The 23,456-nt window shown below is 42.2% G+C and carries 23 protein-coding genes and 1 pseudogene; 7 read left to right on the forward strand and 17 right to left on the reverse strand.

Annotated features, from left to right (window positions below; all coding sequences use genetic code 11):
- Positions 1-99: 99 nt before the first annotated feature.
- Positions 100-951, reverse strand: a complete 852-nt coding sequence (gene dapF, locus GNE10_RS13250) for a diaminopimelate epimerase (RefSeq protein ID WP_185565582.1) — start codon at positions 949-951, stop codon at positions 100-102.
- A gap of 317 nt (positions 952-1,268) precedes the next feature.
- Here dapF and GNE10_RS13255 point away from each other — a divergent pair, with 317 nt between their 5' ends.
- Positions 1,269-2,063 carry a DUF2993 domain-containing protein gene (locus tag GNE10_RS13255; protein ID WP_185565593.1) on the forward strand — a complete coding sequence of 265 codons (795 nt, stop codon included), beginning with the start codon at positions 1,269-1,271 and terminating at the stop codon, positions 2,061-2,063.
- Between the two features lie 652 nt (positions 2,064-2,715).
- Here the strand turns inward: GNE10_RS13255 and GNE10_RS13260 are convergent.
- The 8 genes from GNE10_RS13260 to GNE10_RS13295 all read right to left on the reverse strand — a co-directional run bounded on the left by GNE10_RS13260 (position 2,716) and on the right by GNE10_RS13295 (position 12,696).
- Entirely contained in the window at positions 2,716-4,104 is a 1,389-nt protein-coding gene (locus tag GNE10_RS13260; protein ID WP_099067717.1) for a UDP-glucose/GDP-mannose dehydrogenase family protein, read from the reverse strand.
- 149 nt (positions 4,105-4,253) lie between these two features.
- Positions 4,254-5,204: a UDP-glucuronic acid decarboxylase family protein gene (locus tag GNE10_RS13265; protein WP_185565583.1), complete on the reverse strand. Its 951-nt coding sequence runs from the start codon at positions 5,202-5,204 to the stop codon at positions 4,254-4,256.
- Positions 5,205-5,836: 632 nt separating this feature from the next.
- Positions 5,837-7,981, reverse strand: a complete 2,145-nt coding sequence (locus GNE10_RS13270; RefSeq protein WP_185565584.1) for a cation:proton antiporter — start codon at positions 7,979-7,981, stop codon at positions 5,837-5,839.
- Between the two features lie 146 nt (positions 7,982-8,127).
- Positions 8,128-8,784, reverse strand: a complete 657-nt coding sequence (locus GNE10_RS13275; protein ID WP_185565585.1) for an HAS-barrel domain-containing protein — start codon at positions 8,782-8,784, stop codon at positions 8,128-8,130.
- Between the two features lie 80 nt (positions 8,785-8,864).
- Positions 8,865-9,062, reverse strand: a complete 198-nt coding sequence (locus GNE10_RS13280) for an NAD(P)H dehydrogenase subunit NdhS (protein ID WP_096535205.1) — start codon at positions 9,060-9,062, stop codon at positions 8,865-8,867.
- A 207-nt stretch (positions 9,063-9,269) separates the two neighbouring features.
- Positions 9,270-10,583 carry a rod shape-determining protein RodA gene (gene rodA, locus GNE10_RS13285; RefSeq protein ID WP_185565586.1) on the reverse strand — a complete coding sequence of 438 codons (1,314 nt, stop codon included), beginning with the start codon at positions 10,581-10,583 and terminating at the stop codon, positions 9,270-9,272.
- Positions 10,584-10,839: 256 nt separating this feature from the next.
- On the reverse strand, positions 10,840-11,910 hold the full coding sequence (locus GNE10_RS13290) for an Mrp/NBP35 family ATP-binding protein (RefSeq protein ID WP_185565587.1): 1,071 nt from the start codon (positions 11,908-11,910) through the stop codon (positions 10,840-10,842).
- 261 nt (positions 11,911-12,171) lie between these two features.
- A complete protein-coding gene (locus tag GNE10_RS13295) occupies positions 12,172-12,696 on the reverse strand; it encodes an SRPBCC family protein (RefSeq protein WP_185565588.1) in 525 nt (174 codons plus the stop codon).
- 435 nt (positions 12,697-13,131) lie between these two features.
- Between GNE10_RS13295 and hemF the strand changes: the two genes are divergently transcribed.
- Both hemF and GNE10_RS13305 read left to right on the forward strand, forming a co-directional pair.
- Positions 13,132-14,166 carry an oxygen-dependent coproporphyrinogen oxidase gene (gene hemF, locus GNE10_RS13300; RefSeq protein WP_099067709.1) on the forward strand — a complete coding sequence of 345 codons (1,035 nt, stop codon included), beginning with the start codon at positions 13,132-13,134 and terminating at the stop codon, positions 14,164-14,166.
- 271 nt (positions 14,167-14,437) lie between these two features.
- Positions 14,438-14,806, forward strand: a complete 369-nt coding sequence (locus GNE10_RS13305) for an STAS domain-containing protein (protein WP_096535210.1) — start codon at positions 14,438-14,440, stop codon at positions 14,804-14,806.
- 128 nt (positions 14,807-14,934) lie between these two features.
- On the opposite strand, the gene GNE10_RS13310 is transcribed toward GNE10_RS13305, so the two are convergent.
- Positions 14,935-15,531, reverse strand: coding sequence for a chromophore lyase CpcT/CpeT (locus GNE10_RS13310; protein WP_185565589.1), 597 nt, complete (start codon positions 15,529-15,531; stop codon positions 14,935-14,937).
- A 577-nt stretch (positions 15,532-16,108) separates the two neighbouring features.
- Here GNE10_RS13310 and psb29 point away from each other — a divergent pair.
- Positions 16,109-16,816, forward strand: a complete 708-nt coding sequence (psb29, locus tag GNE10_RS13315) for a photosystem II biogenesis protein Psp29 (RefSeq protein ID WP_099067706.1) — start codon at positions 16,109-16,111, stop codon at positions 16,814-16,816.
- Positions 16,817-16,975: 159 nt separating this feature from the next.
- On the opposite strand, the gene GNE10_RS13320 is transcribed toward psb29, so the two are convergent.
- From GNE10_RS13320 to GNE10_RS13330, 3 genes are all read right to left on the reverse strand, one after another.
- Positions 16,976-17,338 carry a phage holin family protein gene (locus GNE10_RS13320; RefSeq protein ID WP_185565590.1) on the reverse strand — a complete coding sequence of 121 codons (363 nt, stop codon included), beginning with the start codon at positions 17,336-17,338 and terminating at the stop codon, positions 16,976-16,978.
- Positions 17,339-17,595: 257 nt separating this feature from the next.
- Positions 17,596-18,225, reverse strand: a complete 630-nt coding sequence (locus GNE10_RS13325; protein ID WP_185565591.1) for a biopolymer transporter ExbD — start codon at positions 18,223-18,225, stop codon at positions 17,596-17,598.
- Positions 18,226-18,269: 44 nt separating this feature from the next.
- A complete protein-coding gene (locus GNE10_RS13330) occupies positions 18,270-18,998 on the reverse strand; it encodes a MotA/TolQ/ExbB proton channel family protein (protein WP_099067703.1) in 729 nt (242 codons plus the stop codon).
- 288 nt (positions 18,999-19,286) lie between these two features.
- On the opposite strand from GNE10_RS13330, the gene GNE10_RS13335 reads away from it, so the two are divergent.
- Positions 19,287-19,601 (forward strand): YkvA family protein, encoded by a 315-nt coding sequence (locus GNE10_RS13335; protein WP_099067702.1) that lies wholly within the window; start codon positions 19,287-19,289, stop codon positions 19,599-19,601.
- A gap of 182 nt (positions 19,602-19,783) precedes the next feature.
- On the opposite strand, the gene GNE10_RS13340 is transcribed toward GNE10_RS13335, so the two are convergent.
- Genes GNE10_RS13340 through GNE10_RS13350 form a run of 3 tightly spaced genes read right to left on the reverse strand, consistent with a single transcriptional unit; the run spans position 19,784 to position 20,877 of the window.
- Positions 19,784-20,242: a ferredoxin gene (locus GNE10_RS13340; RefSeq protein ID WP_099067701.1), complete on the reverse strand. Its 459-nt coding sequence runs from the start codon at positions 20,240-20,242 to the stop codon at positions 19,784-19,786.
- Positions 20,242-20,628 carry a DUF1257 domain-containing protein gene (locus GNE10_RS13345; protein ID WP_099067700.1) on the reverse strand — a complete coding sequence of 129 codons (387 nt, stop codon included), beginning with the start codon at positions 20,626-20,628 and terminating at the stop codon, positions 20,242-20,244. Before GNE10_RS13345 ends, GNE10_RS13340 begins: the two co-directional genes overlap by 1 nt.
- A gap of 39 nt (positions 20,629-20,667) precedes the next feature.
- Positions 20,668-20,877 carry a DUF2997 domain-containing protein gene (locus tag GNE10_RS13350; RefSeq protein ID WP_099067699.1) on the reverse strand — a complete coding sequence of 70 codons (210 nt, stop codon included), beginning with the start codon at positions 20,875-20,877 and terminating at the stop codon, positions 20,668-20,670.
- Between the two features lie 710 nt (positions 20,878-21,587).
- Here GNE10_RS13350 and GNE10_RS13355 point away from each other — a divergent pair.
- Entirely contained in the window at positions 21,588-21,773 is a 186-nt protein-coding gene (locus tag GNE10_RS13355) for a DDE transposase family protein (RefSeq protein ID WP_185565592.1), read from the forward strand.
- 138 nt (positions 21,774-21,911) lie between these two features.
- On the opposite strand, the gene ctpC is transcribed toward GNE10_RS13355, so the two are convergent.
- Complete coding sequence (gene ctpC / locus GNE10_RS13360; protein WP_099067697.1) at positions 21,912-23,198, reverse strand: carboxyl-terminal processing protease CtpC; 1,287 nt, start codon at positions 23,196-23,198, stop codon at positions 21,912-21,914.
- Positions 23,199-23,235: 37 nt separating this feature from the next.
- Here ctpC and GNE10_RS13365 point away from each other — a divergent pair.
- A pseudogene (locus GNE10_RS13365) lies at positions 23,236-23,456 on the forward strand (hypothetical protein); the annotation flags it as partial.

Here is a 23,456-nt window from a genome sequence, read left to right on the forward strand (position 1 = left end):
AGTGTGGGGAGTGTGGGGAGAGAGGGGGGAAAAATTTCTTCACCATCCTCCCACACCTCCCACACCTCCCACACTTCCTGCTTGCCCCATGCCCAATATTCAATACTCAAAAACCTCAAGGGACATTAGACCTTCAGCTACTTTGGTGACGGAGCCGGTCATGGTAACTGTAAAATCATCACTGATGGCGATCGCAATTTGTCCTCCTGGCATATGAACTGTAATTTCTGAATCACACAAGTTCAATTTGTGGGCAACAGCCGCCGCTGCACTGCTACTACTGCCAGATGCTAAGGTGTAACCTGCTCCTCTTTCCCAAATCTCAATTTGAATATTTTGCCGATCTTTAACTTTCATAAACTGAACGTTGGTACGGTTGGGAAAGTAAGGATGAATTTCTAGCAAAGAACCATACTGTTTAGCAATTTCGGGTGTGACTTCCGGTAGCTGAATAACGCAGTGTGGATTTCCAATGGTGGCTGCACAAAAGCTAAAAATTTGGTCGGCGACGGTAATACTTTCTTGGAGAACTTCTCTTGAGTGTCCTGTCACGGGAATTTTTTCACTTTGGAAGCTTACACGACCCATTTCTACTCGAACACTTCTACCCGATTCGCTAACCCGCCCTTGGACTCGCCCGCCAAGGGTGTCAATTTCAAATTCTTCTTCTTGAACAATTTGGTTATCCCACAAATAACGACAAAAGATTCTCAAACCGTTACCACTTTTTTCTGCCTCACTACCATCTGGATTAAAAATCCGCAATCCAAATTTCGCATTTTTGGCTGGTAAGGGGCCAAAGAGAATACCATCTGAGCCAATGCCAAAATTTCTATGGCAAATTCGCTCTATTCTTTCTGGGGTTAATTCAAATGCTAAATTTTCAGGAGAAATAACTAAATAATCATTTCCGAGAGCATGATACTTAGAGTATTTAACTTGAGCAAACATAGTAGATATCTTAAACAATAGATATCTTAAGGGAATTACAGCAGAATTTAGTATGGACTTCGCTAAAAAAAGTCAGAATTAGATTTGTTCTTGCACATAACAAACATGACCACCGGATGCAGCGTAATTTCCTACAAAGTCAAGTTGGCGATCGCATTAAATCACATTAATTATAAAAAGTAATATTAGACACATTTTATCTGGTAACATTAACGATCCTGACTTTGGTCATTGAAAGAATCAATCATGGGATCGCTTGCTCTATCGTTCACAATTTGTTACAAAAGTACAAAGAACTTCTAGAGACTAAAAACCACATGTTCGGCGGACTTACTGGTTTACAAAATCCTAAAGGCACAGATTGGGGAGAGCAGATGCTCAACACAGTCGCCAGCCAAACGATTCGCCACTTGTTTACTCAAAGCGAGTCAGTAGAAGTCTTTGTGCGCTGTTATCCTTCTAGCAAACTGTTGCAAGGCAGCATTGATAGCTTCAAAATGAGCGGTCGGGGCTTACTAATCCGCAAAGATTTTGCGGTGGAGGAGATGTCATTTGAAACCGATGCGGTGTCTATTGATTTCGGCTCAGTTTTAAGTGGCAAACTTACCCTCAAACAACCTACTCAGGCAGTCGCTCAGGTAATCTTGTCAGAAGCAGGCATTAACCATGCTTTCAAAGCTGAATTAGTGAAAAAGCGTTTGCTTAACCTCACTGTACCATCTTTAACAGCATTATCTGGCGGTCAACCGGTTTCCTTTACCGAAGTCCAGGTACAGCTATTACCGGGAAATCAGTTGCAGCTGGAAGCCAAAGCAGATTTAAATAATGGCGAACTTGTACCTTTAAGTATGACTCTCACCATCGGTATTGAAAAGCGGCGGCGAGTTTCCTTTAAAGACCCAAAAATTCAGCTCGATCAAATACCAGAAGCACAACGCGAAATTTCCCAAACCTTGAGCTTAGCACTGGTGGAAATTTTGGATCATATGGTTGACTTAGACCGATTTGACCTTGATGGAGTGAAGATGCGACTCAACCGATTAGAAACCGAAGGTCAAAAACTAATTTTCAGTGGATATGCTGAAATAGAGCGAATTCCACGTAACTCTTGAGTGATTATTTGGAGTTTGATAGCCAAAATGTTTATAGCAGAATTATATAAATTTTAAACTAGTAGGAATTGTCATTAGACTTCTTGCAGAAGTCGGGAAAAGGGGAAGGGGAAAGGGGGAAAGGTTTGGTATTTTCCCTTTCCCAAATAAAGATGCATCTCTTTTCTCACAAGAGTGCAAAAAGTACTTTTGCACTCTTACTCCATGAGCTGCGCTCACAAGGAACAATGAAAATGATATTAGAAGGATTTTGCGTTGTTTCAGCCTTTTCAAGGCAGGTCTATTGGGCATGAGGCATGGGGTAGAGGGGCAGAAGGGAAGAACTCATCTCTCCTGCTCCCCTGCTCCCCAATACGGTTCGGATAAGCAGTATGAACTTCCCTTGTAGTCTGGGACAAGGTTAAGGCGTAAGGGGTAAAGCATGTATTTGAAACCTTTCCCCTTTCCCCTTTCCCCTTTCCCCTTTTCCCTTTCCCCGAACCGTATTACCCTGCTCCCCTGTCTCCCTTGCTATAAATCTTGTTGAATACGAAAAATAAAAGAGCCACAACATTGTTATGACCCTTTTGATTTAAAAAAGCTAGAAATTTGAAATTTAATGTCGCAAAATAGAGAATTTACAATTCTCTATTCTGATTTATGGCAAAATGCTTTATCTTCCAATTCCTACATATTGGAATCCAGCCCGCACCATTACTTCGGGGTCGAGGAAGTTACGACCATCAATAATTACGGGGTGAGCCATTAATTTTGCCATCTTCAGGTAGTCAAGAGTACTGAACTGTTTCCATTCGGTGACTAGTACTAAAGCATCGCAGCCGTCGGCTAATCTTTCAGCGTCGGTTTCTACTAACACACCAGAAAGGCCATGACGCATACCTGTTTGAGAAACAATAGGGTCGTAGGCTTTGACTTTAGCTCCTAGTCGGTTGAGTTGTTCAATTAAGTTGAGGGCTGGAGCATCGCGCATATCATCGGTATCAGGCTTGAAGGTGAGACCAAGTAGCCCAACAGTTTTGCCTTTGAGGATTTTCAGGACTTGTTGCAGTTTTTCGAGAGCAATTAAACGTTGGCGGTCGTTGACGTTGACTGCGGATTTGAGCAATTCTGCTTCATAGCCATAGTCATCAGCAGTATGAATGAGGGCGGAGACATCTTTGGGGAAGCAAGAACCACCCCAACCAATGCCGGCTTGTAAGAATTTGTTACCAATGCGGGAGTCTAGACCGATACCTTTAGCGACTTGAGTAACATCAGCACCAACGCGATCGCAAATGTTAGCAACTTCATTGATAAAACTAATCTTAGTGGCCAAAAAGGCATTAGCGGCATATTTGATCATTTCCGCTGAACTGAGGTCTGTTGCCAGAATTGGTACTGGAGGTAAGGATGGATCGGCTGCGTATTTGCGTTCTACAATTGGGGCATACAGTTGTTCCATTAAGGCTATTGCTCTGGGACTGTTGCCTCCTAGTACAATGCGATCAGGGTTGAAGGTGTCGTAAACTGCTGAACCTTCACGCAAAAATTCTGGATTGCTGACGACATCAAACTCGGCGACAAACTCAGGTGATTTTTCTTCAGATACGCCACCTGCGGCTACCAAAGTTTTCTGCCGTTCAGCGATACCGTCTAGAACAATCATCCGCACCCAGTCACCTGAACCAATGGGTACTGTTGATTTATTCACAATGACTTTGTAGCCATTGTTGAGGTTTGTCCCAATACCACGGGCCACAGCTTCAACATAACGAGTATCGCTCTCACCAGTTGGTAAAGGTGGTGTTCCTACAGCAATAAACAGAATTTCTCCGTGGGCGACTCCGGCAGCCAAATCGCTGGTGAAATGAATTTTATCTGCTTGAATAGCAGACTGCATGATTTCTGAAAGTCCCGGTTCAAAAATCGGAGACTGACCAGATTTCATTAATTTGACTTTTTCTTCGTTGTTGTCTACGCAAATGACATCATGCCCAATATGAGCTAAGCAAGCACCTGTAACTAAACCGACGTAACCAGTACCAATTACGCAAACACGCATTTTTAACTCCTCGCTTAATTCAGCGTTAGTTTAACAAAAGAAATAGTCAATATGACACTTATACACCGAGAGGAAACACAGCCACTTAAAGTACCGGCTACCAAATAGGATAAGCTTGCAGGAAACTTGAGAGCAAGACTAGGTGCTGCTCATGAGGCTGAATTTTTAGTATCGCTGTTCATGCGATCGCGGAAATCTTCTATTGTTAGTTTTAACCCCTCTTGCAAAGGAATGGTAGGTTCCCAATTTAACCAAGTTTTCGCCTTTGTAATATCGGGTTGGCGACGCCGGGGGTCGTCGGAAGGTAGCGGCTCGAATTTAATCTGTGCATCTGGATTAATCATGTTTTGCACAGCTTGTGCCAATTGTAAAATTGTATACTCTCCTGGATTACCCAAATTTACTGGGCCGACATAATCGCCATTCATCAGGCGAATAAATCCTTCCACCAAATCGGAAACGTAGCAAAAACTCCGGGTTTGCGAACCATCTCCATAAACTGTTAAAGGAGTACCTCGCAAGGCTTGAACTATAAAGTTACTCACTACCCGACCATCATTTTCTAACATTCTCGGCCCGTATGTATTAAATATCCGAGCAACTCGAATATCAACTTTATTTTGCCTGTAATAATCAAATGCTAGAGTTTCAGCGATTCTTTTACCTTCGTCGTAACAAGAACGTATACCAATGGGATTAACACTACCTCTGTATTCTTCGGTTTGGGGATGAATTTCTGGATCTCCGTATACTTCGCTAGTTGATGCTAAGAAAAACCTAGCTTTCACGCGCTTGGCCAGCCCCAACATATTCAGCGTTCCCATCACGTTAGTTTTAACGGTTTTTACTGGGTTGTATTGATAATGTACTGGAGAAGCAGGACAAGCTAAATGATAAATTTGATCGACTTCTAGGCGAATTGGTTCGGTAATATCGTGGCGAATTAATTCAAAGTACGGATGACCTAACCATTTAAGAATGTTACGTTTATGACCTGTATAAAAATTATCTAAGCATATTATTTCATGCCCTTCGTTCATTAGTCGGTCGATGAGATGGGAACCAATAAACCCAGCACCGCCCGTCACCAAAATTCTCATAGTTTCCCAATTACTTACAAATATTTTCAGTAGCTATTGCACTTATCTTTTAGGTTACCCAGCTTGGGCACAAAAATACAGAACTAAAAATGAGCAACCCCTAATCAAAAACTGTTTAAGGTTGTACTTTTGTTATGTTTTAACCTACTTTGTTAACAATTTAACCAGCAAAATAACAAACATTGTCTAACAGTTGTTGTCTTTTACCTAAAGTTCATCAAATCTTCAATAATATAAAATGTTTTTACTGTGCGGTAACTCCAAAAAATAAATTATTCCGCTTGGGGTCGTTGACTACTGACTGTCAACGGTCAACGGTCAAGGCTGAGCGGAGTCGAAGCCTTGACCCTGAGCGAAGTCGTACCACTACGTGGAAGCAAGCTACGCGTAGCGGCGACCATAGGAGAAGGGTCAACAGTCTTCTGTGAAATATTTTTTACTTGGAAGTCCCTAGCCATTAGAGTCGATACATTTATTGCCAAGACGAAGAGTGTGGCGAAAATCAGTTCTTCCCACCGATTCAGACTGTTGACTGTTGACGGTTCACAGTTAACAGTCTTGTATGGAATATTTTTTTACTTCCAAGTTCTTTACCAGGGTATGCCATCACAGCCCCAGTCTTTTGATTTATATCATACAGCAGATGTAATGCTATTGCCAGTACCAGTATTGGAAATAACTACATTGGTTTGAGTTCGTTGTGGTTCTCCGAGCATGACAATGGAACAGGTGAGTTGTCTAGCTAACTCAGTTGTGACATCGCTAATAGCTAATCCTCCGGGGCTGGTGCGATTGCGTATAAAAGGTAAAACCACTAAATCATATAACCGTGCTGCTTGCAAAATTGCTTGGGCTACATTTTCATGAGCGATAATTTGAATTTCTGGGGTATTGGGCAGAGCTAATTTAGACACTAGAAGTGAGAGGTGCGATCGCCTCCAAGCAATTTTACTAGAACTGGTGCGGCGATCGCACACATTGAGTACAGTAATGTGGCTTTGATTTGCCTGTGCCAACATTTGAGCAAATTGTACGGGCTGCAATATCGGTGCTGTTAAATTTTCTATTGGTACTAGGATACGCTGAATTTTTTTTGGTGATTCCACTAAACGTGTGACTGCTACAGGACAATGGGCAGCCCAAAGCACTCCATCAACCACATTTCCAAATAATAATGCTCGCAAGCCAGTACGTTTACCCCAACCCATGACAATTAAACTAGCTTTTTGTTCGCGGGCAGCTCTGCTAATTCCCTGAGCAAAAGCATCATCAATTCGCAGTATCGATTCTGCGGCTACACCCAATACTCGACTTTGGGCGGTGGCTTTTGTTAATAAGCGTTCGCTGCGTTCTAGAGAGGCTTCTAACTGCGGTGCATCCATGTGAGCAGTAGCATTAGCGATCGCTAGCGGTACAATTTTACCCTTTGACTGACGCGCCAATAATGCTGCCATTTCAATTAAGTACTGCTGCGTTTGAGGATTATACACAGGTACAACTATAGTCAAAGCATTATCTGTTTCTGGTGTATCGCCATCGGCTAAATTTGTTGCTGGTGCATCTACGGTTGGGGAGGAGGTCAAACCAACGGCTATCCGACTAGTAATGAATGGCCCCAAGGTAGAGGTTACCACCATTAAAATAATAATGCTGTGTAATATTTCTGATGAAAATAATCCAGCCCGATATCCTACTAACGTTCCGGCTAAGGTTGTACTCACCTGGGGAATTGATAGCGACCACATGGTGAGGATTTCTTGCCAGTTGTAGCGGTAAACTAGTTTGGTCAACAAAGCTGCGATGGATTTGCTGGCAATCAAGCAGACTATAATTAACAGCGTTAATTTGATGGCGCTGAGATTATGCAAATAAGCAGGTAAATTGATTAGTAAACCAAGGTCAACAAAGAAAATCGGAATAAATAGTACACTGCCAATAAATACCACCTTTTCTTTCACTGGCCCTTCACCGACAGCTTCATTAACTGCCAAACCCACCAAAAAAGCACCAACAATTTTGTCTACTTTTATTAATTGAGCGCCTACAACAGCAAGAAATACAGAAAGCAACACAAACAAAAATTTGTTTCCTTCATCGTCTCCCGAACGGCGAAAAAACTCTTTACCTGCCCAATCAAATCCTGCAACAACGGCAACAGAGTAAATTATTAACCAACCGGACAATGTGAGTAATTGACCAAAGCTGAATACCTGGTTACGAACTATAGCCACACAAACGCCCAATATTAAGATTGCGCCAATATCTGTAAAAATTGTGGCTCCAATGGTGACAGTAACAGCTTCATTATTTACCACTCCCAAACGAGTGATTATGGGATATGCCAAAAGAGTGTAGGAAGCAAATAAAGAGCCAATTAAAATCGAAGTAGTCCAGCCATAGCCTAAAATCAAACCTACTAAAGTTCCGATAATTAGTGGCACACTGAAAGTCAAGCTAGCAAATCCAAAGGCACGACTTTTTCTTTTGCGGAACTTTTCTAAATCTACTTCTAGCCCTGCAACAAATAGCAAGTATACTAACCCGATATCTGATAGTAGGTTAATCATCGGCGAGTTGGATTGAAATAGATGCCAGCCCGAAGGGCCAAGTACTAGTCCAGAGAAAACTAAACCTACTAATCCTGGTAATCTTAGTCGCTCAAACATAATAGGTATAACTAAGATTACTGCGAGCAAAATAGCAAAGGAAACAATTGGTTCCTTGCTAAGAACTTGCGAAGTTGGTTCCAGAGCAAGAACTTGTGATATTAGTTCCATAGGTAGGAATTGATGAGGCTATGGTAAAACTGCGATCGCCTTGAGGACGAACGCTCGATAGATATAAATGAACGTAGGAGCCGCTTGAGGAAAAATCAAAAATCTTAACTTACACTAAACTAGACAATTGTCTAAGAACTAACTACCTACGGGTGGATTTGGCTCAAAATGAACCGCAAGCGATCGTAATCGTCTTTAAGTAATACGCTCAGGTTCCGCCCAGCTTTAATTAACCATTCTCGGTCAGCTTTACGTAACTGATATACATCTCGAATAGCAGCTGCGGTCAAGGCGTCCACTGGCGCACTGTTGATGCAAAGGAGTGTCCGCAAAAAATCCAATTCTTCAGTAAATTTAACGATGGCTTCAGCTTCGCACCGATAAACAGCTTGATGAATTTGCGGAGGACGGGGTGGTAGATACTGATATACTCTTCGGTTATAACTTGGATTTTGTGAAGATAGTTCAAATCCAACGATGACAGCTCGAAATTCTGTTCTGAGCATAGCAAATATCTGGGGTTGTTCTTCACGTAAGTCCTGCAACGACAATCCCAAAGCTCTAGCTCGGTGTACGGAATCTATGGGCATGGTTGTGGCATGATATACCACACCGTAAACAAGATTGCCAGATTCTTCATCCACACCACAAACCCAACTACCAAAAGGCGGCATCGACGGAAAGCTTAAATCTTCTGGTTCCAAACACTGTGCCAAAAATTCAGTAGTACTAGTTTCAATCACCTCGGCAAAGTGATTGGGATGGCGATCGCTTCTGTCAAACTGTGGTAGAGGAAGGCGCATGGCAATACTGAGTTAAGAGTTAGGAGTTAGGAGTTGAACAATAATAACTCCTAACTCCTAACTCCTAACTTCTAACTAATCTATTTTCCTTTTTTACGTCCGGCTGTGGTTTCCACGAGTTCTAATTCCTTCAGGCGGAAGGTAATTAATTTATCCCAGTTACCACCTTCAAACAATACAGCTACCTTACCATCACTCACTCTTTGCACGAGTCCTTCAGAGCGATAGTAGGTATCTGCGGGATTCTTGACGCGAACAGTTGCTCCAGGCAGAATCATCTTTTTGGCCTCACTTGTTTCCTGTTAATAGCTTAATACTTGTTAACAGTCATTGGGCATGGGCATGGCGAGACAAGGAAGACAAGGGAGACTATCAGGTAGGGGAAAGGTTAAAGGGGTAAAGGGTAAAGGGATAAATCTAACCTTTCCCCCTTACCCCTTTCCCTTTCACCATTCCCTGGAAAGTCCTGTTTGCCCAATGCCCAATCAATAATACTTCTGCCGTTGGCGAAAATTTGCTACTGATTCTACTATCCCTAAGGAAATGAAGTTAGTCAGCATAGCAGAACGTCCGTAACTCATCCAAGGTAAGGGAATTCCTGCTACAGGCGCTAAGCCGACAGTCATACCAACGTTGACAATTAACTGAAACACAATCATGGACAAAACGCCAATAGCCAACAACGAACCGAAATTGTCTGTGGCATTTTGAGCAACATGCAGTAAACGAAGGCAAATTAAGCAAAAAACAAACAGTACTACCAAACAACCAACAAAACCGAATTCTTCGCCTACTGCGGAGAAAATAAAGTCTGTGTGTTGTTCTGGAACAAAATTAAGTTGGGTCATGGGGCCTTTGAATAGACCCCATCCCCAAATTTCACCTGCACCAATGGCAATGCGAGATTGAATTAAGTGATAACCAGCACCAAGGGGATCGTGATCTGGATCCATGAATACGGTTAGTCGGTCTTTTTGATAGGGTTTCAAAATATGATTCCAGGCAAAAACTCCTAATTCGCCACCCAGGATATTCAGACTCCACGCACCGATAGTACCCAAACAAAATCGACGCCAAGGTAGAGTTCGCCAACCAATGATGGCCATAGCAATTGACCAAACTATGCCCAAGGGGCCAAAAGATAACTCTTTGAATAAAACTATCGGCTGTGTTAAAGGCCAAGATATGCTGAACAAAATGGCAGCAATCACAGGGGAAATCATTAGAATTAGCCACCCAGGGTTAGCATTGGCCCAGTAAAGCATTCCCAACACGATGGCCCCAAATACCATTGATGTTGCTAAATCTGGCTGTAAAAATACTAGTCCCCAAGGTACAGCGGTGATTGCCAGTATACGGAAAACACTTTCGAGATTAGAAGCAGTGCGCTTGTGTAATAAGGCTGCTAAGGTAATAATCATACCGACTTTGGCAAACTCTGAGGGTTGCACATTAAAGCCAGCGATACTAATCCACCGCTGTGCCCCTTTAGCACTAGTACCGGCAATCATCACGGCAATTAAGCTGAAATTCGTGAGTGCGTAGGTTACCCAGTGGTACTGCATCAAAATGTCATAACGGATACGAGCTAAAAACAGTGCTATAAGTGTACCGATACCAGCCACTAACCAGTGCCACCACCAGTCAGTTACTGGCTGCTTGAGTTCCGTACTCAGGATCATGATGCCGCCAAAAATACTGGCAGCGACTGGTAAAAAAAATAATAACCAATCTACATGTTGCCAAGGCTTAACCCAAGACTTCCAGCGAACTTTGGGGAGCGATCTTTTTAATAACATTGTGTCAGTCTAGACTTTAGGTTTAATTGTTGGGCATTGGGCATTGGGCATGGGGCATGGGCCAAACAGGGCTTTCCAGGGAATCGTGAAAGGGAAAGGGGTAAGGGGGAAAGGTTCAATTTATCCCTTTACCCTTTACCCTTTAACCTTTCCCCTACCTCCCCCACCTCCCCATCTCCTCATCTTCCCAGTCCCCAATGTCCAGTCCCTAGTATTCCCAGGCTATAGCCCAAGAAACAGATAGAGTTAAAATTTATTATGTCAAAGCTGCAACTGATACTTTACCAGCGATATTCAAAGCGATCGCTTTTAATGCTTTTGCTGAAGCTGAATCTGGATCAGCAACGACTATTGGCACACCATTATCGCCACCAACTCGCGTGGAAATTTCTAGTGGTACACAGCCTAAAAGCGGCACTTCCAATTCAGCAGCAGTTTTAGAACCACCACCGGAACCAAAAATGTCATACTGCTTATCTGGCATATCCGGGGGAATAAAATAACTCATGTTTTCCACAATTCCCAATACCGGGACGTTCATTTGCTGAAACATCCGCAATCCCTTACGGGAATCTAACAGCGCGACATTTTGCGGTGTGGTAACAATTACTGCCCCTGCCATCGGTACTGCTTGGGTTAAAGTTAACTGAGCATCTCCAGTTCCCGGTGGCATATCTACAATTAAATAGTCCAATTCTCCCCATTGCACTTGATAGAGAAACTGGCGAATTACACCATTTAGCATTGGCCCGCGCCAAATCACTGGTTGATCTCGGTCAATCAAAAAGCCCATTGAAACCAATTTGACGCCGTGATTAAAAGCAGGTTCGAGGATTTCACCTTTTTCAGTGGAACGCACAGCAATTTCGGCATCAGCTAACCCTAACATTGTTGGGTCATTAGGCCCGTAAATATCAGCGTCTAGTAAGCCGACTTTCGCACCAGTTTGCGCTAAAGCCACTGCGACATTCACCGCCACAGTACTTTTACCAACGCCTCCTTTACCACTGGAAACAGCAATGATATTTTTTACTCCAGAAATACCAGTGCGGTCTGGCAAACTTTTTTGTTGTGGTGTTTCTGCGGTTACTTCTACGCTGACATCTGTAACGCCTGGTAGTTTTTTAACAGCTTTTTGACAATCTTCAACAATAAATTCACGTAAAGGACAGGCAGGAGTAGTTAAAACTAAAGTAAAGCTAACTTTACCACCATCGATTTTGACGTTGCGAATCATATTTAATTCCACCAGACTTTTGCGAAGTTCTGGGTCTTGCACTGGTCGCAACACTTCTAGGACAGAGTGAGAATCAAGGACATCGTACATAAAAATTCAAAACTTGTACTGAGCGTAGTCGAAGTATTCCAAGATTTACCGAAGTTCTGATTTAAGAAAGGCAGAAGCTCTTGACTTCTGTTGAAAATGACGAAATACAATCCTAGTCAGCATCTTAGCTATTAACTGGATGCAAATAAAAGCAAGAGCAGATTGGTATTTTCGCGATCGCTGCCGTAATAAAACTTAGGAAACTGGATGATTACCTAATAGAATCTTAACTTTATTGGGCATTTGCTCCATGCCCCATATCTAAAAATCAAAACAACTGTCATTAAGAGATTTTTTCTTCCCAGATACTGCTGGTAATGCCGCCTTTTCTACTGCTTCCACTAAAGAACGAGCAACGCGGTCTGCATAGGGACGAGATAAAGACCAAATTAGGGGTGACAACCAACCGCGTAGTGTTACAGAATAAGATAAACAAGTTCCACAAACTGTTGATTCTACTTGGTAGGTTACTCGTTCTTCTATGCCAGGAATGGCTAGAACTCGGATACTCAGCATTTCTCTGGGATTAACGCGTTCCACAAAAATCCGGATGGGAATCGGCGAAAAGCGTGTTACAGCATGAAAAATTAATCCTGGTTTGGGTACTAATCCGTAGGGCACGTTAGTACTTTTAAGTAGTGGATGCCAAGAAACATCTGTTAAATCAACTACTTTGTGCCACAGTTCATCTACAGAAGCAGAACTAATCTCTTGATATGTCCGCACCAGAGAAGCGCAAAACCGACGACGTTTGCGGTGGATGAATTTGGATAACCAACCTTGCATTTTCCTAATCCCCCTCCTCGCTAGACACTTTCTGGTAACTCTGGTATCTTGGGCAACTCAGCTTAACCCTAGACCAAAACTGTCTCAAAATTACTTTGGGCACAGCAACGCCAACATCATAAACATATAGATATGGCACAGAAGTTTTGAGTACAGGAGTCAAACCCTCGATACCTCAAGGTTAAGACTAAATTTTAGTGTTTATACGAGAATATTCCAATTAAAAATTTCAAAAAAAACTTATTCAACATACAAGCCTATACGCATTGTGAGGGAAAATAACTCTAGTGATGCCCATCAATCCTAATAAATGCTTGACCAGTAAGAAAAAAGCAGGTTGGGCAAATAGAGCTTGATTGTTGGTGCAGTTTTCCCCAAATTTTAAGATGAGAAATTTGTGGCTTTCTGGAAATTGTAATTTAGGTTCGGGAATCTATGTTGACCAACTCGCAAATACCAACTGTAGCAGCGGAATCATCCAAGTCTTTGCCACCAACTGACGCTAAAACAAGAGTCAGTCAGTTTATGAAACAGCTGCAAGACGAGATTACGGAAACTTTGGCAGAACTGGATGGTGTAGGTAAATTTAATGAAGATAGTTGGGAACGCCCAGAAGGGGGTGGAGGGCGATCGCGTGTCCTCCGCGAAGGTGCAATATTTGAACAAGGTGGCGTTAATTTTTCTGAAGTTTGGGGTTCCCATTTACCGCCCTCAATCTTAGCTCAACGTCCTGAAGCCGCAGGACACGGGTTTTATGCTACTGGTACTTCAATGGTGTTACATCCCCGTAATCCCTACGTACCTACAGTGCATTTAAACTATCGCTACTTTGAAGCAGGGCCTGTATGGTGGTTTGGCGGTGGTCTAGACTTGACTCCATACTATCCCTTTGCTGAAGATGTCATACATTTACATAAAACTTTAAAACAAGCTTGCGACCAACACCACCCAGATTATTACCCAGTGTTTAAGCGTTGGTGTGACGAATATTTCTACCTCAAACATCGCGGTGAAACCAGGGGTGTAGGTGGTCTATTTTTTGATTACCAAGATGGTCGGGGTACTTTATATCGCGGCCCCGATCCCAATGGACAAGCAGCTATTCATAGCAATCACGTGGGAGAACCAGCGCTACGTAGTTGGGAAGATTTGTTTGCTTTTGTACAAGACTGTGGCAGAGCATTTTTACCAGCCTATGTGCCAATTGTAGAACGACGGCATGGAATTGAATATGGCGATCGCCAACGCAATTTCCAACTCTATCGCCGGGGACGATATGTAGAATTCAACTTGGTTTACGACCGAGGTACAATTTTTGGTCTGCAAACCAACGGACGCACCGAATCAATTCTTATGTCCCTACCACCCTTGGTGCGCTGGGAATACGGCTATCAGCCAGAACCCAATACCCCAGAAGCCGAGTTGTATGAAACCTTCTTGAAACCCCAAGATTGGATCAATTGGAAATAGTCGGGAGTAGGGAGATAGGGAGATAGGGAGATGGGTAAAGGGAAAAATAACTCCTAACTCCTAACTCCTAACTCCTAACTCCTAACTCCCCACTCCCCAATGCCCATTTAAAATTGCTACTCAGCACTGTTTTGGTGAGTTAAACTACTAAAGATAAGCACTTAGCAGAAAAAAGTGACAATTTTAGCTGTAGCTTGCTAATCTCAAGTGGCAGCATTATAACGGTTCTGTAGCTAGTTAATTTAAAAAGAATGCCACGGGGAGGGCTTAAGTGATTCATATAGACCAAAAAAGTTATACAACCCAAGACGGAAATACCGTGATTGTCTTAACACCAGCAGGTCGCCTAGACATCACCACGGCTTGGCAATTTCGCTTAAAGTTACAGGAGTGTATTTCTAAACTCAGTCGCCATGTAGTTGTAAATCTGGGTCAGGTCAATTTTATTGATAGTTCCGGTCTCACCTCTTTGGTAGCTGGAATGCGTGATGCAGATAAAGTCAAGGGTAGTTTCCGTATCTGTAATGTACATCCAGAAGCCAAACTCGTCTTTGAAGTGACAATGATGGATACTGTGTTTGAAATTTTTGAAACTGAAGAGGAAGCTTTAGAAGGTGTACCTCGTAGTATCGCCAGCTAAGAAAAGAGTTAGGGGTTAGGAGTTAAGAGTGAGGAGTGAGGAGTTAAGAGTGAGGAGTGAGGGGTTAAGAGCGAGGAGTTTATTGAAAATTCATAACTCATAACTCATAGTTCATAACTCGATCTTACTCAATACTGATTTCGCTTTGTGTAACGATAAGGCCCCATAATCGCTCCCCAAGTTGCTTGTCCAGTTACTGAGTTAATTCCTTTGTCGTAGCTGTAAAATTCTGCTCGTGTGGCTTCAAAGCCCAAGGAAACTTCCACGGTATTTCCCAGATAAGTAAAAGTGCAACGAGTTTGTGGTAACGGAGTAGCGGTAAACTTGTAGCGATCGCCAGCTAATGTTTCGCAATTAACTTTGAGGATACAACCTGGCAGTAAATCTAATAGATCTGGTGAGAGTGTGTTTAGCAATGTTGAATTATCCCCTGCGCCTTGGAATGCTTCTGGATTTTGAAGCATATAATATTGCACTTTCAGAGGCGCATCAGAATCACTTCCCTGAGACAACCGCATAATTCGTTGGCGGTAGGGTCTATCTAGATTAATGATATTAGCCTGTTCGGCAAACAAGGTGATGCTATCTTCTGGGAATAGATTAACTGGTCTTTGCCACAGGCGCAGGTGGACATACCAAACTGGTTCTGCTATGGCTTGTTCTCGATTGTCAAATTCACCGGCTAGGTACTCACCTAAAGCAATCAACTGTGGCGAGAAGTTCATAAAGGAGATTGATGAGTTTTTAAAGTTGTTTTTAGCCCTTGTGGCTATTAACTCACAAACTGATTTTGATTTCTTTATATTGTAAAAGAAACCGTCATTAGACCGAAAAATTTTGGCGATGGTCTTGTCAAATTTGAAGATATTCGTGGTTGACAATCACTAGGAACGTAAGAGCGTCGGCTTTCGGCGCTCTCCATTTTTTGGGAGGATGGCAAGTTTCTCTTGTAAGATTTAGCTAAATTTCAGCCGCTTTTTTGACTTGATTTTAAATTTTAGACTAAATTGACTGTCAATTGTGAATTATTATTTTTATTTTTTTTGTGGTAAAAAATTTTCATTACACTTTGTGAGATACAGATAATTGTAAAGCTGTAGGCTCAAATTTCCCTTGAACTACAGGCGTTTGCCCCTACCTGTGGTGTAGTTTTCATTTACCTGAAAAACGCTGTATATGGATAAAATGACAGTTCTTGTGGAAAAGTTTTCGGTCTATAGACTGTCGCTAGCGAAAACCTTAACTTGGCAAAGTACCCTTTAAGCGGGAAAATAAGAATACGTCGCCCTTAAGATTTTCTTTGTGAATAACGTCCGTACTGTCTCTGATACAAAGCGAACTTTCTACAATCTGCATACCCGTCCGATTAACACTATTTATCGTCGGGTAGTAGAAGAATTGATGGTGGAAATGCATCTGCTGTCAGTAAATATTGATTTTAGCTACAATCCAATTTATGCCTTGGGCGTCGTCACTACTTTTGACCGCTTCATGGAAGGCTATCAACCAGAACGGGATCGAGAATCTATTTTTAACGCCCTATGTCAGGCTATAGAACAAGACCCGCAACGCTATCGACAAGATGCTGAAAGATTGCGAAATGTAGCTAAAGATTTGCCAATTCAAGATTTAATTGCTTGGCTGAGTCAAACCAGTAACTTAGATAGAGATGCTGACTTGCAGGCACAATTGCAAGCGATCGCCAATAATTCTAACTTTAAATATAATCGGTTGTTTGCAATCGGTGTATTTTCTCTGTTGGAATTATCAGATGCAGAACTAGTCAAAGATGAAAAACGACTCACCGAAGCATTGAAAGCTATCGCTGCTGGGTTACATTTATCTGATGATAAATTCATCAAGGATTTGGAACTATACCGTTCTAATCTAGACAAAATGGTGCAAGCACTGGCAGTAATGGCAGATATGCTTTCAGCAGATCGCAAAAAGCGCGAACAACGCAAACAACAATCAACTACTCAAGTTGCTCCCCCAAATTCCAATGAATAGTGATGAATGAGAAGTTAGGAGTTAAGAGTGAGGAGTTAGGAATTTGGAATGCAAAATCTTGTTTAACTCTTAACTCCTATTAACTTTTGAATTGGGAATGTAGAATTTTCTTCAAATCCTAACTCCTAATTCCTAACTCCTAACTCCTAACTTTTGATTTCATACACCCAATATTTTGTAGATTAAGCTGTTAATTAAAGTTAGCGCAAATGCTCCAATAACAGCACTCCAAACCCCGTAGCGCAAACGAAATCCTTCCACTAACCAAGCCGCAATACTAAAACAAACTACAGCAATCATAAAAGTGAAAATGCTGGACAACAAGTCGAACGTAAGTAAATTTGGTACTGCGAAGACAAGGCTTAAAATCGGTCGGACTATTGCTGTTACAATACCTAGTACAGCTGCGGAAAAGAAGGCTTTGCCTGGAGTATCAATTTCAACTCCCACAGGCAATTTACTAATTATTAACAAGCTGATAGCTGTTACTATCCAAACAATTAAAAGCGTCACTATATTCATGCCACAACCCCTGAAACGTGAATGGCAACTGATGATAAGCTACTCAGCCTACCTATGGATCAATCTTTAAAACTCAACCAATTATTTGTAAATTAACAGAATTTTTTTCTCTACTCAAATTTTATTCTGGATATCTTTAGGTTTAGGAACCGGGGAAATAAGGAGGCAGAAAGCAGGGGAGAAGGGGAGATGAGTTTTTCCCTTCTGCCCCTCTGCCACATGGCCCAATCACCAGTCACCAGTCAACCCGCCCCATTTCACCTTTTTGGAGTAGATTGGCTTCCAGGTGCTACAGGTACTGCTGGGTTAGAAATATCGGGATTAATCGGGCTGATGTTTTGTCCCGGCACGGAGGGAAATCTGGGGGTAAGATTACCTTCAGGGTTGATGCCTGGAACTGGTGCTTCACCGGGATTAACTGGGAAAGAAGGCACAGGAGGTTGGTTGAGTGGGTTTGTTGGTGATTGAGATGGGCCAGGAATAATTCCTAAAGAAACGCGATCGCCCCCTACTTGCCGCAACAAATCTAGTGTTTCAATCACATCATTATAAGTTGCTGTGCGGGAAGCATTCAGCACTATAACGCCATTGGGATTTGCTTGCAGGTAAAGTTTTAACCTTTGTGCCAAATCCTCACGTTTTACGGGTTGTTTTTCTATGTAAGTGTTGCCAACGGCATCGATGGTTACAATCTGACTACCGCTTTGTGACGCGATCGCAGATACAGATTTGGTGCTGGCTTTCGGCAAATCAACATTTATTGCCTGTTGGCGCGTAAATTGCAGTGCCGCTAACAAAAAAAACGTCAAAATACAAAAAACAACATCAATTAAAGGAATAATTTGAATTTGGGCTTCTTCGATGGGAGTATGCAGATTAACTTTCATTTTCTCAATTTAATAGCCTGGTTTAGAAGTTGAATTTTTGACTACTATTCAGGTGAATTCGGGGGTTGGGGAGGTTCAGAAAACCTGTTTTTCCCTTGTTTGCGCGGTAGGGTTAAATTGTCTCGCACAACTGGTGATGTAATATTACTAAAATCCGGCGGAGACTGGCGGTAGAGTAATTCCAACTCATTCCCCGCCCGACGAAAAACTTTGACTTGGTTAACTACAAAACCTTGAAATAGGCGATAGAATACCAAGCTAATGATGGCAACTATTAGTCCTGCTGCTGTACTAATCAACGATTCACCAATACCAGTAGTTACCCCAGCAGTAGATTCAGTTCCCAAATCCCCAATCCGAATTGCCCGCAAAGACTGGATTAAACCCAAAACTGTACCCAATAATCCTAGTAGTGGTGCCAGGGCAATTACCGCTTCTAAAAGTTTTTCGCCCCGCCGCATTCCAGCTAATTCATCTTCGGCTGTGGACTCCAAAGCTAAGCGAAAGGTTTCCGCATCACTTTTGCCCAAGTGTAAAGGTGCATAAAGAAAACGCCCCACAGGCTGATTATTTGCTTGTCTTGCAATATCAGCAGCCACTTGCCAATCATCATGGGCAGCATCTAGGACGCGATCGACTATTTGCTTTTCTTGAGTTAAAATTCGCAGCCAGAACCACAAACGCTCAAAAATTACACTCAAAGACAAAATCGACAGAACCAGCAAAGGCCACATCGCTGGCCCGCCCTTATAAAACAAATCTAAGATATCCACTGTTTAAATTTCCTCCCTCCAAAACTAAAGCAACTATCCCCAAGCATTATTAATTTTAGAGATTAATGGGCATAGGGCATAGAGAAAGGGAAAGGGGTAAGGGGAAAAGGGGAAAGATTAAATTTATTCCTTTTCCCTTTAACCTTTAACCTTTTCCCTTTCCCTATGCCCTCATCTCCCCACTCCCCTCTGGATTTGTAGCGTCTTCCAGACTAATTGGGACGGTTATTCCCACCGGGAGTTTAGAAGATAATTTGTCAGAATTAAAAATAACTGGAGGTTCAAGATATGAAATTTTCAATTCAATCAGTTTATACCTGGTATCGTGATTTGCTTCGTAACCCTAAATACCGCTGGTGGGTAGTTTTAGGTACATTAGTTTATTTGGCAAGCCCATTTGATATTCTCCCTGATGTTTTTCCCATCGTTGGGCAGATTGATGATGTTTTCCTTTTGACTTTGCTGGTAAGTGAAGTATCTGGGTTAGTGATTGAAGGCTGGAAAGCTCGTAAAGGTAATTTAAATACCGAAGCATCAAATACCACTGAGGGTACTACCTCCACTGCAAGCACCATTGATGTCGATGCTGTGTCTGTTAAGTAGTTTTAACAATAAAATAAAATTTACAAACCCCTACTTTTTGCGTCTGTTGCCAACCACGCTTGTGAAGTAGGGGATATTTTTTGGCTAATGGTCAATTATCAAGCAATATGCTTGGTGTTAAAAAATTAAAGGACTGGCTGTACCAGTCCTTTACTATATTTATTGGTTTAATTTTTTTTATCTTAATAACGGGATTTCTTGCTCCTTAACTTTTGCTTTTTACGTCGCCGTTCGCTAGCAGCCACCGCTTGTTCCACCGGATAACCTACTACAGGAATTACTTGATATTTGCGCTCTTCTTCTAACTTTTTGAGTTCAGTGTAATCAACCCAATGGATGCAATCAACCGGACAAGTGTCAATTGCTTCTTGGATGATTTCTTCGGCGTCCCCATCTTGGCGAATTACTCGCGATCGCCCATAATCTGGTTCAATGTAAAAAGTGTTACGCGCAACATGAGCGCAGTGCTTACAACCAATACAGGTAATTTCGTCAACATAAACACCCGTTTGACGAAACACACCACCAAGTTCCGGTTCTAAACCAGAACGTTCTGGGGCATCCCGTAAAAAACCCCCTAGTTCTGGTTCCAAACCGGAACGGTTATCTTCTTCTTCCGGCGACGGCAGAAAATCAGCCATTACGCACTCCAGCGTTGTACTACCAGGCGAATTGAACCATCTTCATTTTTTTGTTCTTCAGCAACTTGAAAGCCAACACGAGCAGTTTCTTTCATTACTGTTTGGTAAGCATAGCGCTGTGTTACCTGGCGCAAAAATCCATCCACAGAAAGATTTTGCTGCCAATATTGCAAGTCAGCCACCAGTTCGTATTCTTTGCCATTCCATCTAAAGCCGATGTCGCAGCCATTTTCCTGCTCGATAGTCACTTCCGCAGGATGAGTTTGACCGCGATAGCCACGTACTTGGTTTGGGCCTGGCTTCCAGTCTATACCTAATTCAGTCAGAGCATCTTTCAAAGAATCAAGGTTACGGATTTGAGTCTTAATTTGGCTAAAGTGTGACATGGTGGTTTGAATTAAATGACACTAAACTACAGGGAAAACTTACCAATCGCTGTGAGTGGTTTGGGTGTTCGCCACGTTCGATTGCTGCACCTTGGCGGCGAAGTATTCTGAGGTTGGCTCATGCTTAAGTACTTGCCCCAGCTGCGCTTCTATTGCTGCTGTAACCTCAGCGCAAGAAGCACCCACAATGCCAGTGACTTTTTCTTGTACCCGACCATCTGGATAGATTATGAACTCTAATGTCTCCATGCTCTTGGCCAACCACGATAAGTACATTTGAATTCTACTGCCTTAGCAGAAGGCTACAAATATAGCCATCGGAACATTTTTACTTAGACACAAACTTGCCATTTGTTAACCAATGTTCCATCTTTCAATATATATATCTCAGAATCTTTACAAAATTTATTAATCTTACCAGTCAATACATCAGTCTTTAGTTAGTCTCTCTTAACCTCATTGATTAGTCAAGGTAATCATTGAGTTGGTTAGGTAAGCAGCAAAAAACGTCAGAATCAGCATTAGAGCTACTACACCTAGACAAGTAAGTTACAAAAATATAGATTTTATTGAAAAAATTTATCATTATTCTTAGATAAACACTATTCCTTCAAGTATCGTTACAAGATAAAACGCAATTTAATCCAAGGGACTTCTAAGTAAAAAAGATTCCGTTACTATTGTTGACTGTTGACGGTTCACAGTTAACAGTCAACAGTCAACGCATTAACTGGAATAATTTATTTTTTGGAGTTCCTCAACAGTAGGATAGTGAAGTTTGGGAAAAGCGATCGCTAAATTCAACTTTAAATACAGTTATGGTTTCCGGTTTCACCGACATGGAGTGGGAGCATTTCTGTTAAATTTGTAAGCATTAGTCAACCTAGCTCTTTTGCAGATAGTGAAGCGACTGCAATATTAAATTTTTCTCGATCTATCTTTATTAAAGAACGTCCACTATGGATAATACACAACAATGGTATATTGTCAAGCTTCCTATTGGTAATTGCGAAATAGTCCCCAGCCATCAAATAGAAGAGGACAATCCAGAGATTTTAGAACAGTGGGGGCCTTATAGTTCCCAAGAAGAAGCGATCGCCCGTCGTATCGGACTCATTAGAAGTGGGAAGTGTCAACCAGTTTGAGTGGGGCGAACAGGTTATGGGGAAAGGGAAAAGGGTATGGTTCGACAAGCTCACCAACCGGGGAAAAGGGGAAAGATTAAATTTATTCCTTTTCCCTTTAACCTTTTAGCCTGCTCTCTATGCCTCATAACTAAGGAGTTATTTTTCCGCTGTCGCTGTGCCTTTAGCAGCAAGTTGTTTACGCATTACTTCCACTGCTTTAGCGAATTGGGGGTCTTGTAGAGTAGCGAGTTTGTCACGTTCGTTGAGCCACAAGTCTTGTCGCTGGGCATCACTTAAATCTACTTTCACATCTGGATCGATGCCATGCTTATTGATATCGCGATCGCTCGGTGTGTGGTATTTTGCAATGGTCACCGCTAAACCGGAACCATCTTCTAGGGGACGTACTGATTGCACTAATCCCTTACCAAAGGTTTGAGTACCTACCAAAACTGCACGTTTATTGTCTTGCAAAGCTCCTGAGAGGATTTCACTGGCACTAGCCGAACCTTTATCTACTAATACCACTAAAGGTTTATTTGTGAGGGCACGCCCATTTGCCACCTCTCGTTCTCGCTCCCCTCCACGGTCAATGGTGGAAACGATTGTGCCTTTATTTAACCACATCCGGGCAATTTCTATACTAGAGAATAATAAACCGCCTGGATTTCCACGTAAATCGAGGATATATCCAGATACCTTTTTGCTTTCTAAATCTCTGATAGCGGCTTGCATTTCTTTACCAGCATTGGCGCTAAATTGGTTCAGACGAATGTAACCAAGGTTACCTGCTGGGGTTTGCTTTTGAGAATATTTAACTGGATGAATTTCGATCCGCGCCCGTTTGATGTTAAATTGCCTTGTCTGACCGTTTCGCTGAATGGTTAGGATGACTTGGGTTCCGGCTTCACCTCGAATCAAAGATACTGCCTGATTTGTATCCATCCCCTTAGTGCTTTTGTTATCAATTTTGAGGATGATATCTTTGGCCAAAATACCAGCTTTAAAAGCTGGCGTATCTTCAATTGGGGCAATTACAACCAGTTGCTTCGTTTTTTCATCTTGACTGATTGTGATACCAATTCCTGTCAATTCTCCAGAGGTATCCACTTGCATATTCTGGAATTCCTTTGGATCCATAAATCGGGTGTATGGGTCATCTAGCTTTTTAAGCATTTCCCGAATGGACTTATAAGCTTCCTCTTGATTACTGTAGGACTTGTTCTTCACGTACTCGTTACGAACAGCCTGCCAATCTACCTGATTAAAAGTACCATCTACATATTGGCGTTGGACTATTTGCCAAACTTCATCTACTAGTTCTTTGGGACTTGCTTTAAATAAAGCCTGACCTCGTGAGTGAATGCCAAGGCTAGTAACTGCGATCGTAGAGAGTGTTACTACCGTAGCACCCAAAACAAGCCTATTTTTTGTAATCACCATAATGACAGCTGCGTCAGAGGGAAAATTTATAGTCAGTATGCTCAATCTAACACAGGGTATTAGTGTAGAGGTCAAGCATGTATTTCTAATTTCAACAAAATACTTGACAATCAGGCGATGTTGGTCGTTATCTATACAAAAGTTTTATAAATTGGGCATTGGGCAAGCGGGGAGTGTGGGAGGTGTGGGAGGTGTGGGAGGTGTGGGAGGTGTGGGAGGTGTGGGAAGCATAAATTTTCTTTCTCCCCACACTCCCCT

The sequence above is a fragment of the Nostoc sp. 2RC genome (genome assembly GCF_014222165.1).
Classification (GTDB): Bacteria; Cyanobacteriota; Cyanobacteriia; order Cyanobacteriales; family Nostocaceae; genus Nostoc; species Nostoc linckia.

Excerpts from the sequence above, each read along its gene's own strand:
- dapF (WP_185565582.1), bottom strand. The coding sequence starts at position 951 with ATGTTTGCTCAAGTTAAATACTCTAAGTATCATGCTCTCGGAAATGAT.
- GNE10_RS13255 (WP_185565593.1), top strand. The coding sequence starts at position 1,269 with ATGTTCGGCGGACTTACTGGTTTACAAAATCCTAAAGGCACAGATTGG.
- GNE10_RS13260 (WP_099067717.1), bottom strand. The coding sequence starts at position 4,104 with ATGCGTGTTTGCGTAATTGGTACTGGTTACGTCGGTTTAGTTACAGGT.
- GNE10_RS13265 (WP_185565583.1), bottom strand. The coding sequence starts at position 5,204 with ATGAGAATTTTGGTGACGGGCGGTGCTGGGTTTATTGGTTCCCATCTC.
- GNE10_RS13270 (WP_185565584.1), bottom strand. The coding sequence starts at position 7,981 with ATGGAACTAATATCACAAGTTCTTGCTCTGGAACCAACTTCGCAAGTT.
- GNE10_RS13275 (WP_185565585.1), bottom strand. The coding sequence starts at position 8,784 with ATGCGCCTTCCTCTACCACAGTTTGACAGAAGCGATCGCCATCCCAAT.
- GNE10_RS13280 (WP_096535205.1), bottom strand. The coding sequence starts at position 9,062 with ATGATTCTGCCTGGAGCAACTGTTCGCGTCAAGAATCCCGCAGATACC.
- rodA (WP_185565586.1), bottom strand. The coding sequence starts at position 10,583 with ATGTTATTAAAAAGATCGCTCCCCAAAGTTCGCTGGAAGTCTTGGGTT.
- GNE10_RS13290 (WP_185565587.1), bottom strand. The coding sequence starts at position 11,910 with ATGTACGATGTCCTTGATTCTCACTCTGTCCTAGAAGTGTTGCGACCA.
- GNE10_RS13295 (WP_185565588.1), bottom strand. The coding sequence starts at position 12,696 with ATGCAAGGTTGGTTATCCAAATTCATCCACCGCAAACGTCGTCGGTTT.
- hemF (WP_099067709.1), top strand. The coding sequence starts at position 13,132 with ATGTTGACCAACTCGCAAATACCAACTGTAGCAGCGGAATCATCCAAG.
- GNE10_RS13310 (WP_185565589.1), bottom strand. The coding sequence starts at position 15,531 with ATGAACTTCTCGCCACAGTTGATTGCTTTAGGTGAGTACCTAGCCGGT.
- GNE10_RS13320 (WP_185565590.1), bottom strand. The coding sequence starts at position 17,338 with ATGAATATAGTGACGCTTTTAATTGTTTGGATAGTAACAGCTATCAGC.
- GNE10_RS13325 (WP_185565591.1), bottom strand. The coding sequence starts at position 18,225 with ATGAAAGTTAATCTGCATACTCCCATCGAAGAAGCCCAAATTCAAATT.
- GNE10_RS13335 (WP_099067702.1), top strand. The coding sequence starts at position 19,287 with ATGAAATTTTCAATTCAATCAGTTTATACCTGGTATCGTGATTTGCTT.
- GNE10_RS13340 (WP_099067701.1), bottom strand. The coding sequence starts at position 20,242 with ATGGCTGATTTTCTGCCGTCGCCGGAAGAAGAAGATAACCGTTCCGGT.
- GNE10_RS13345 (WP_099067700.1), bottom strand. The coding sequence starts at position 20,628 with ATGTCACACTTTAGCCAAATTAAGACTCAAATCCGTAACCTTGATTCT.
- GNE10_RS13350 (WP_099067699.1), bottom strand. The coding sequence starts at position 20,877 with ATGGAGACATTAGAGTTCATAATCTATCCAGATGGTCGGGTACAAGAA.
- GNE10_RS13355 (WP_185565592.1), top strand. The coding sequence starts at position 21,588 with ATGGATAATACACAACAATGGTATATTGTCAAGCTTCCTATTGGTAAT.
- ctpC (WP_099067697.1), bottom strand. The coding sequence starts at position 23,198 with ATGGTGATTACAAAAAATAGGCTTGTTTTGGGTGCTACGGTAGTAACA.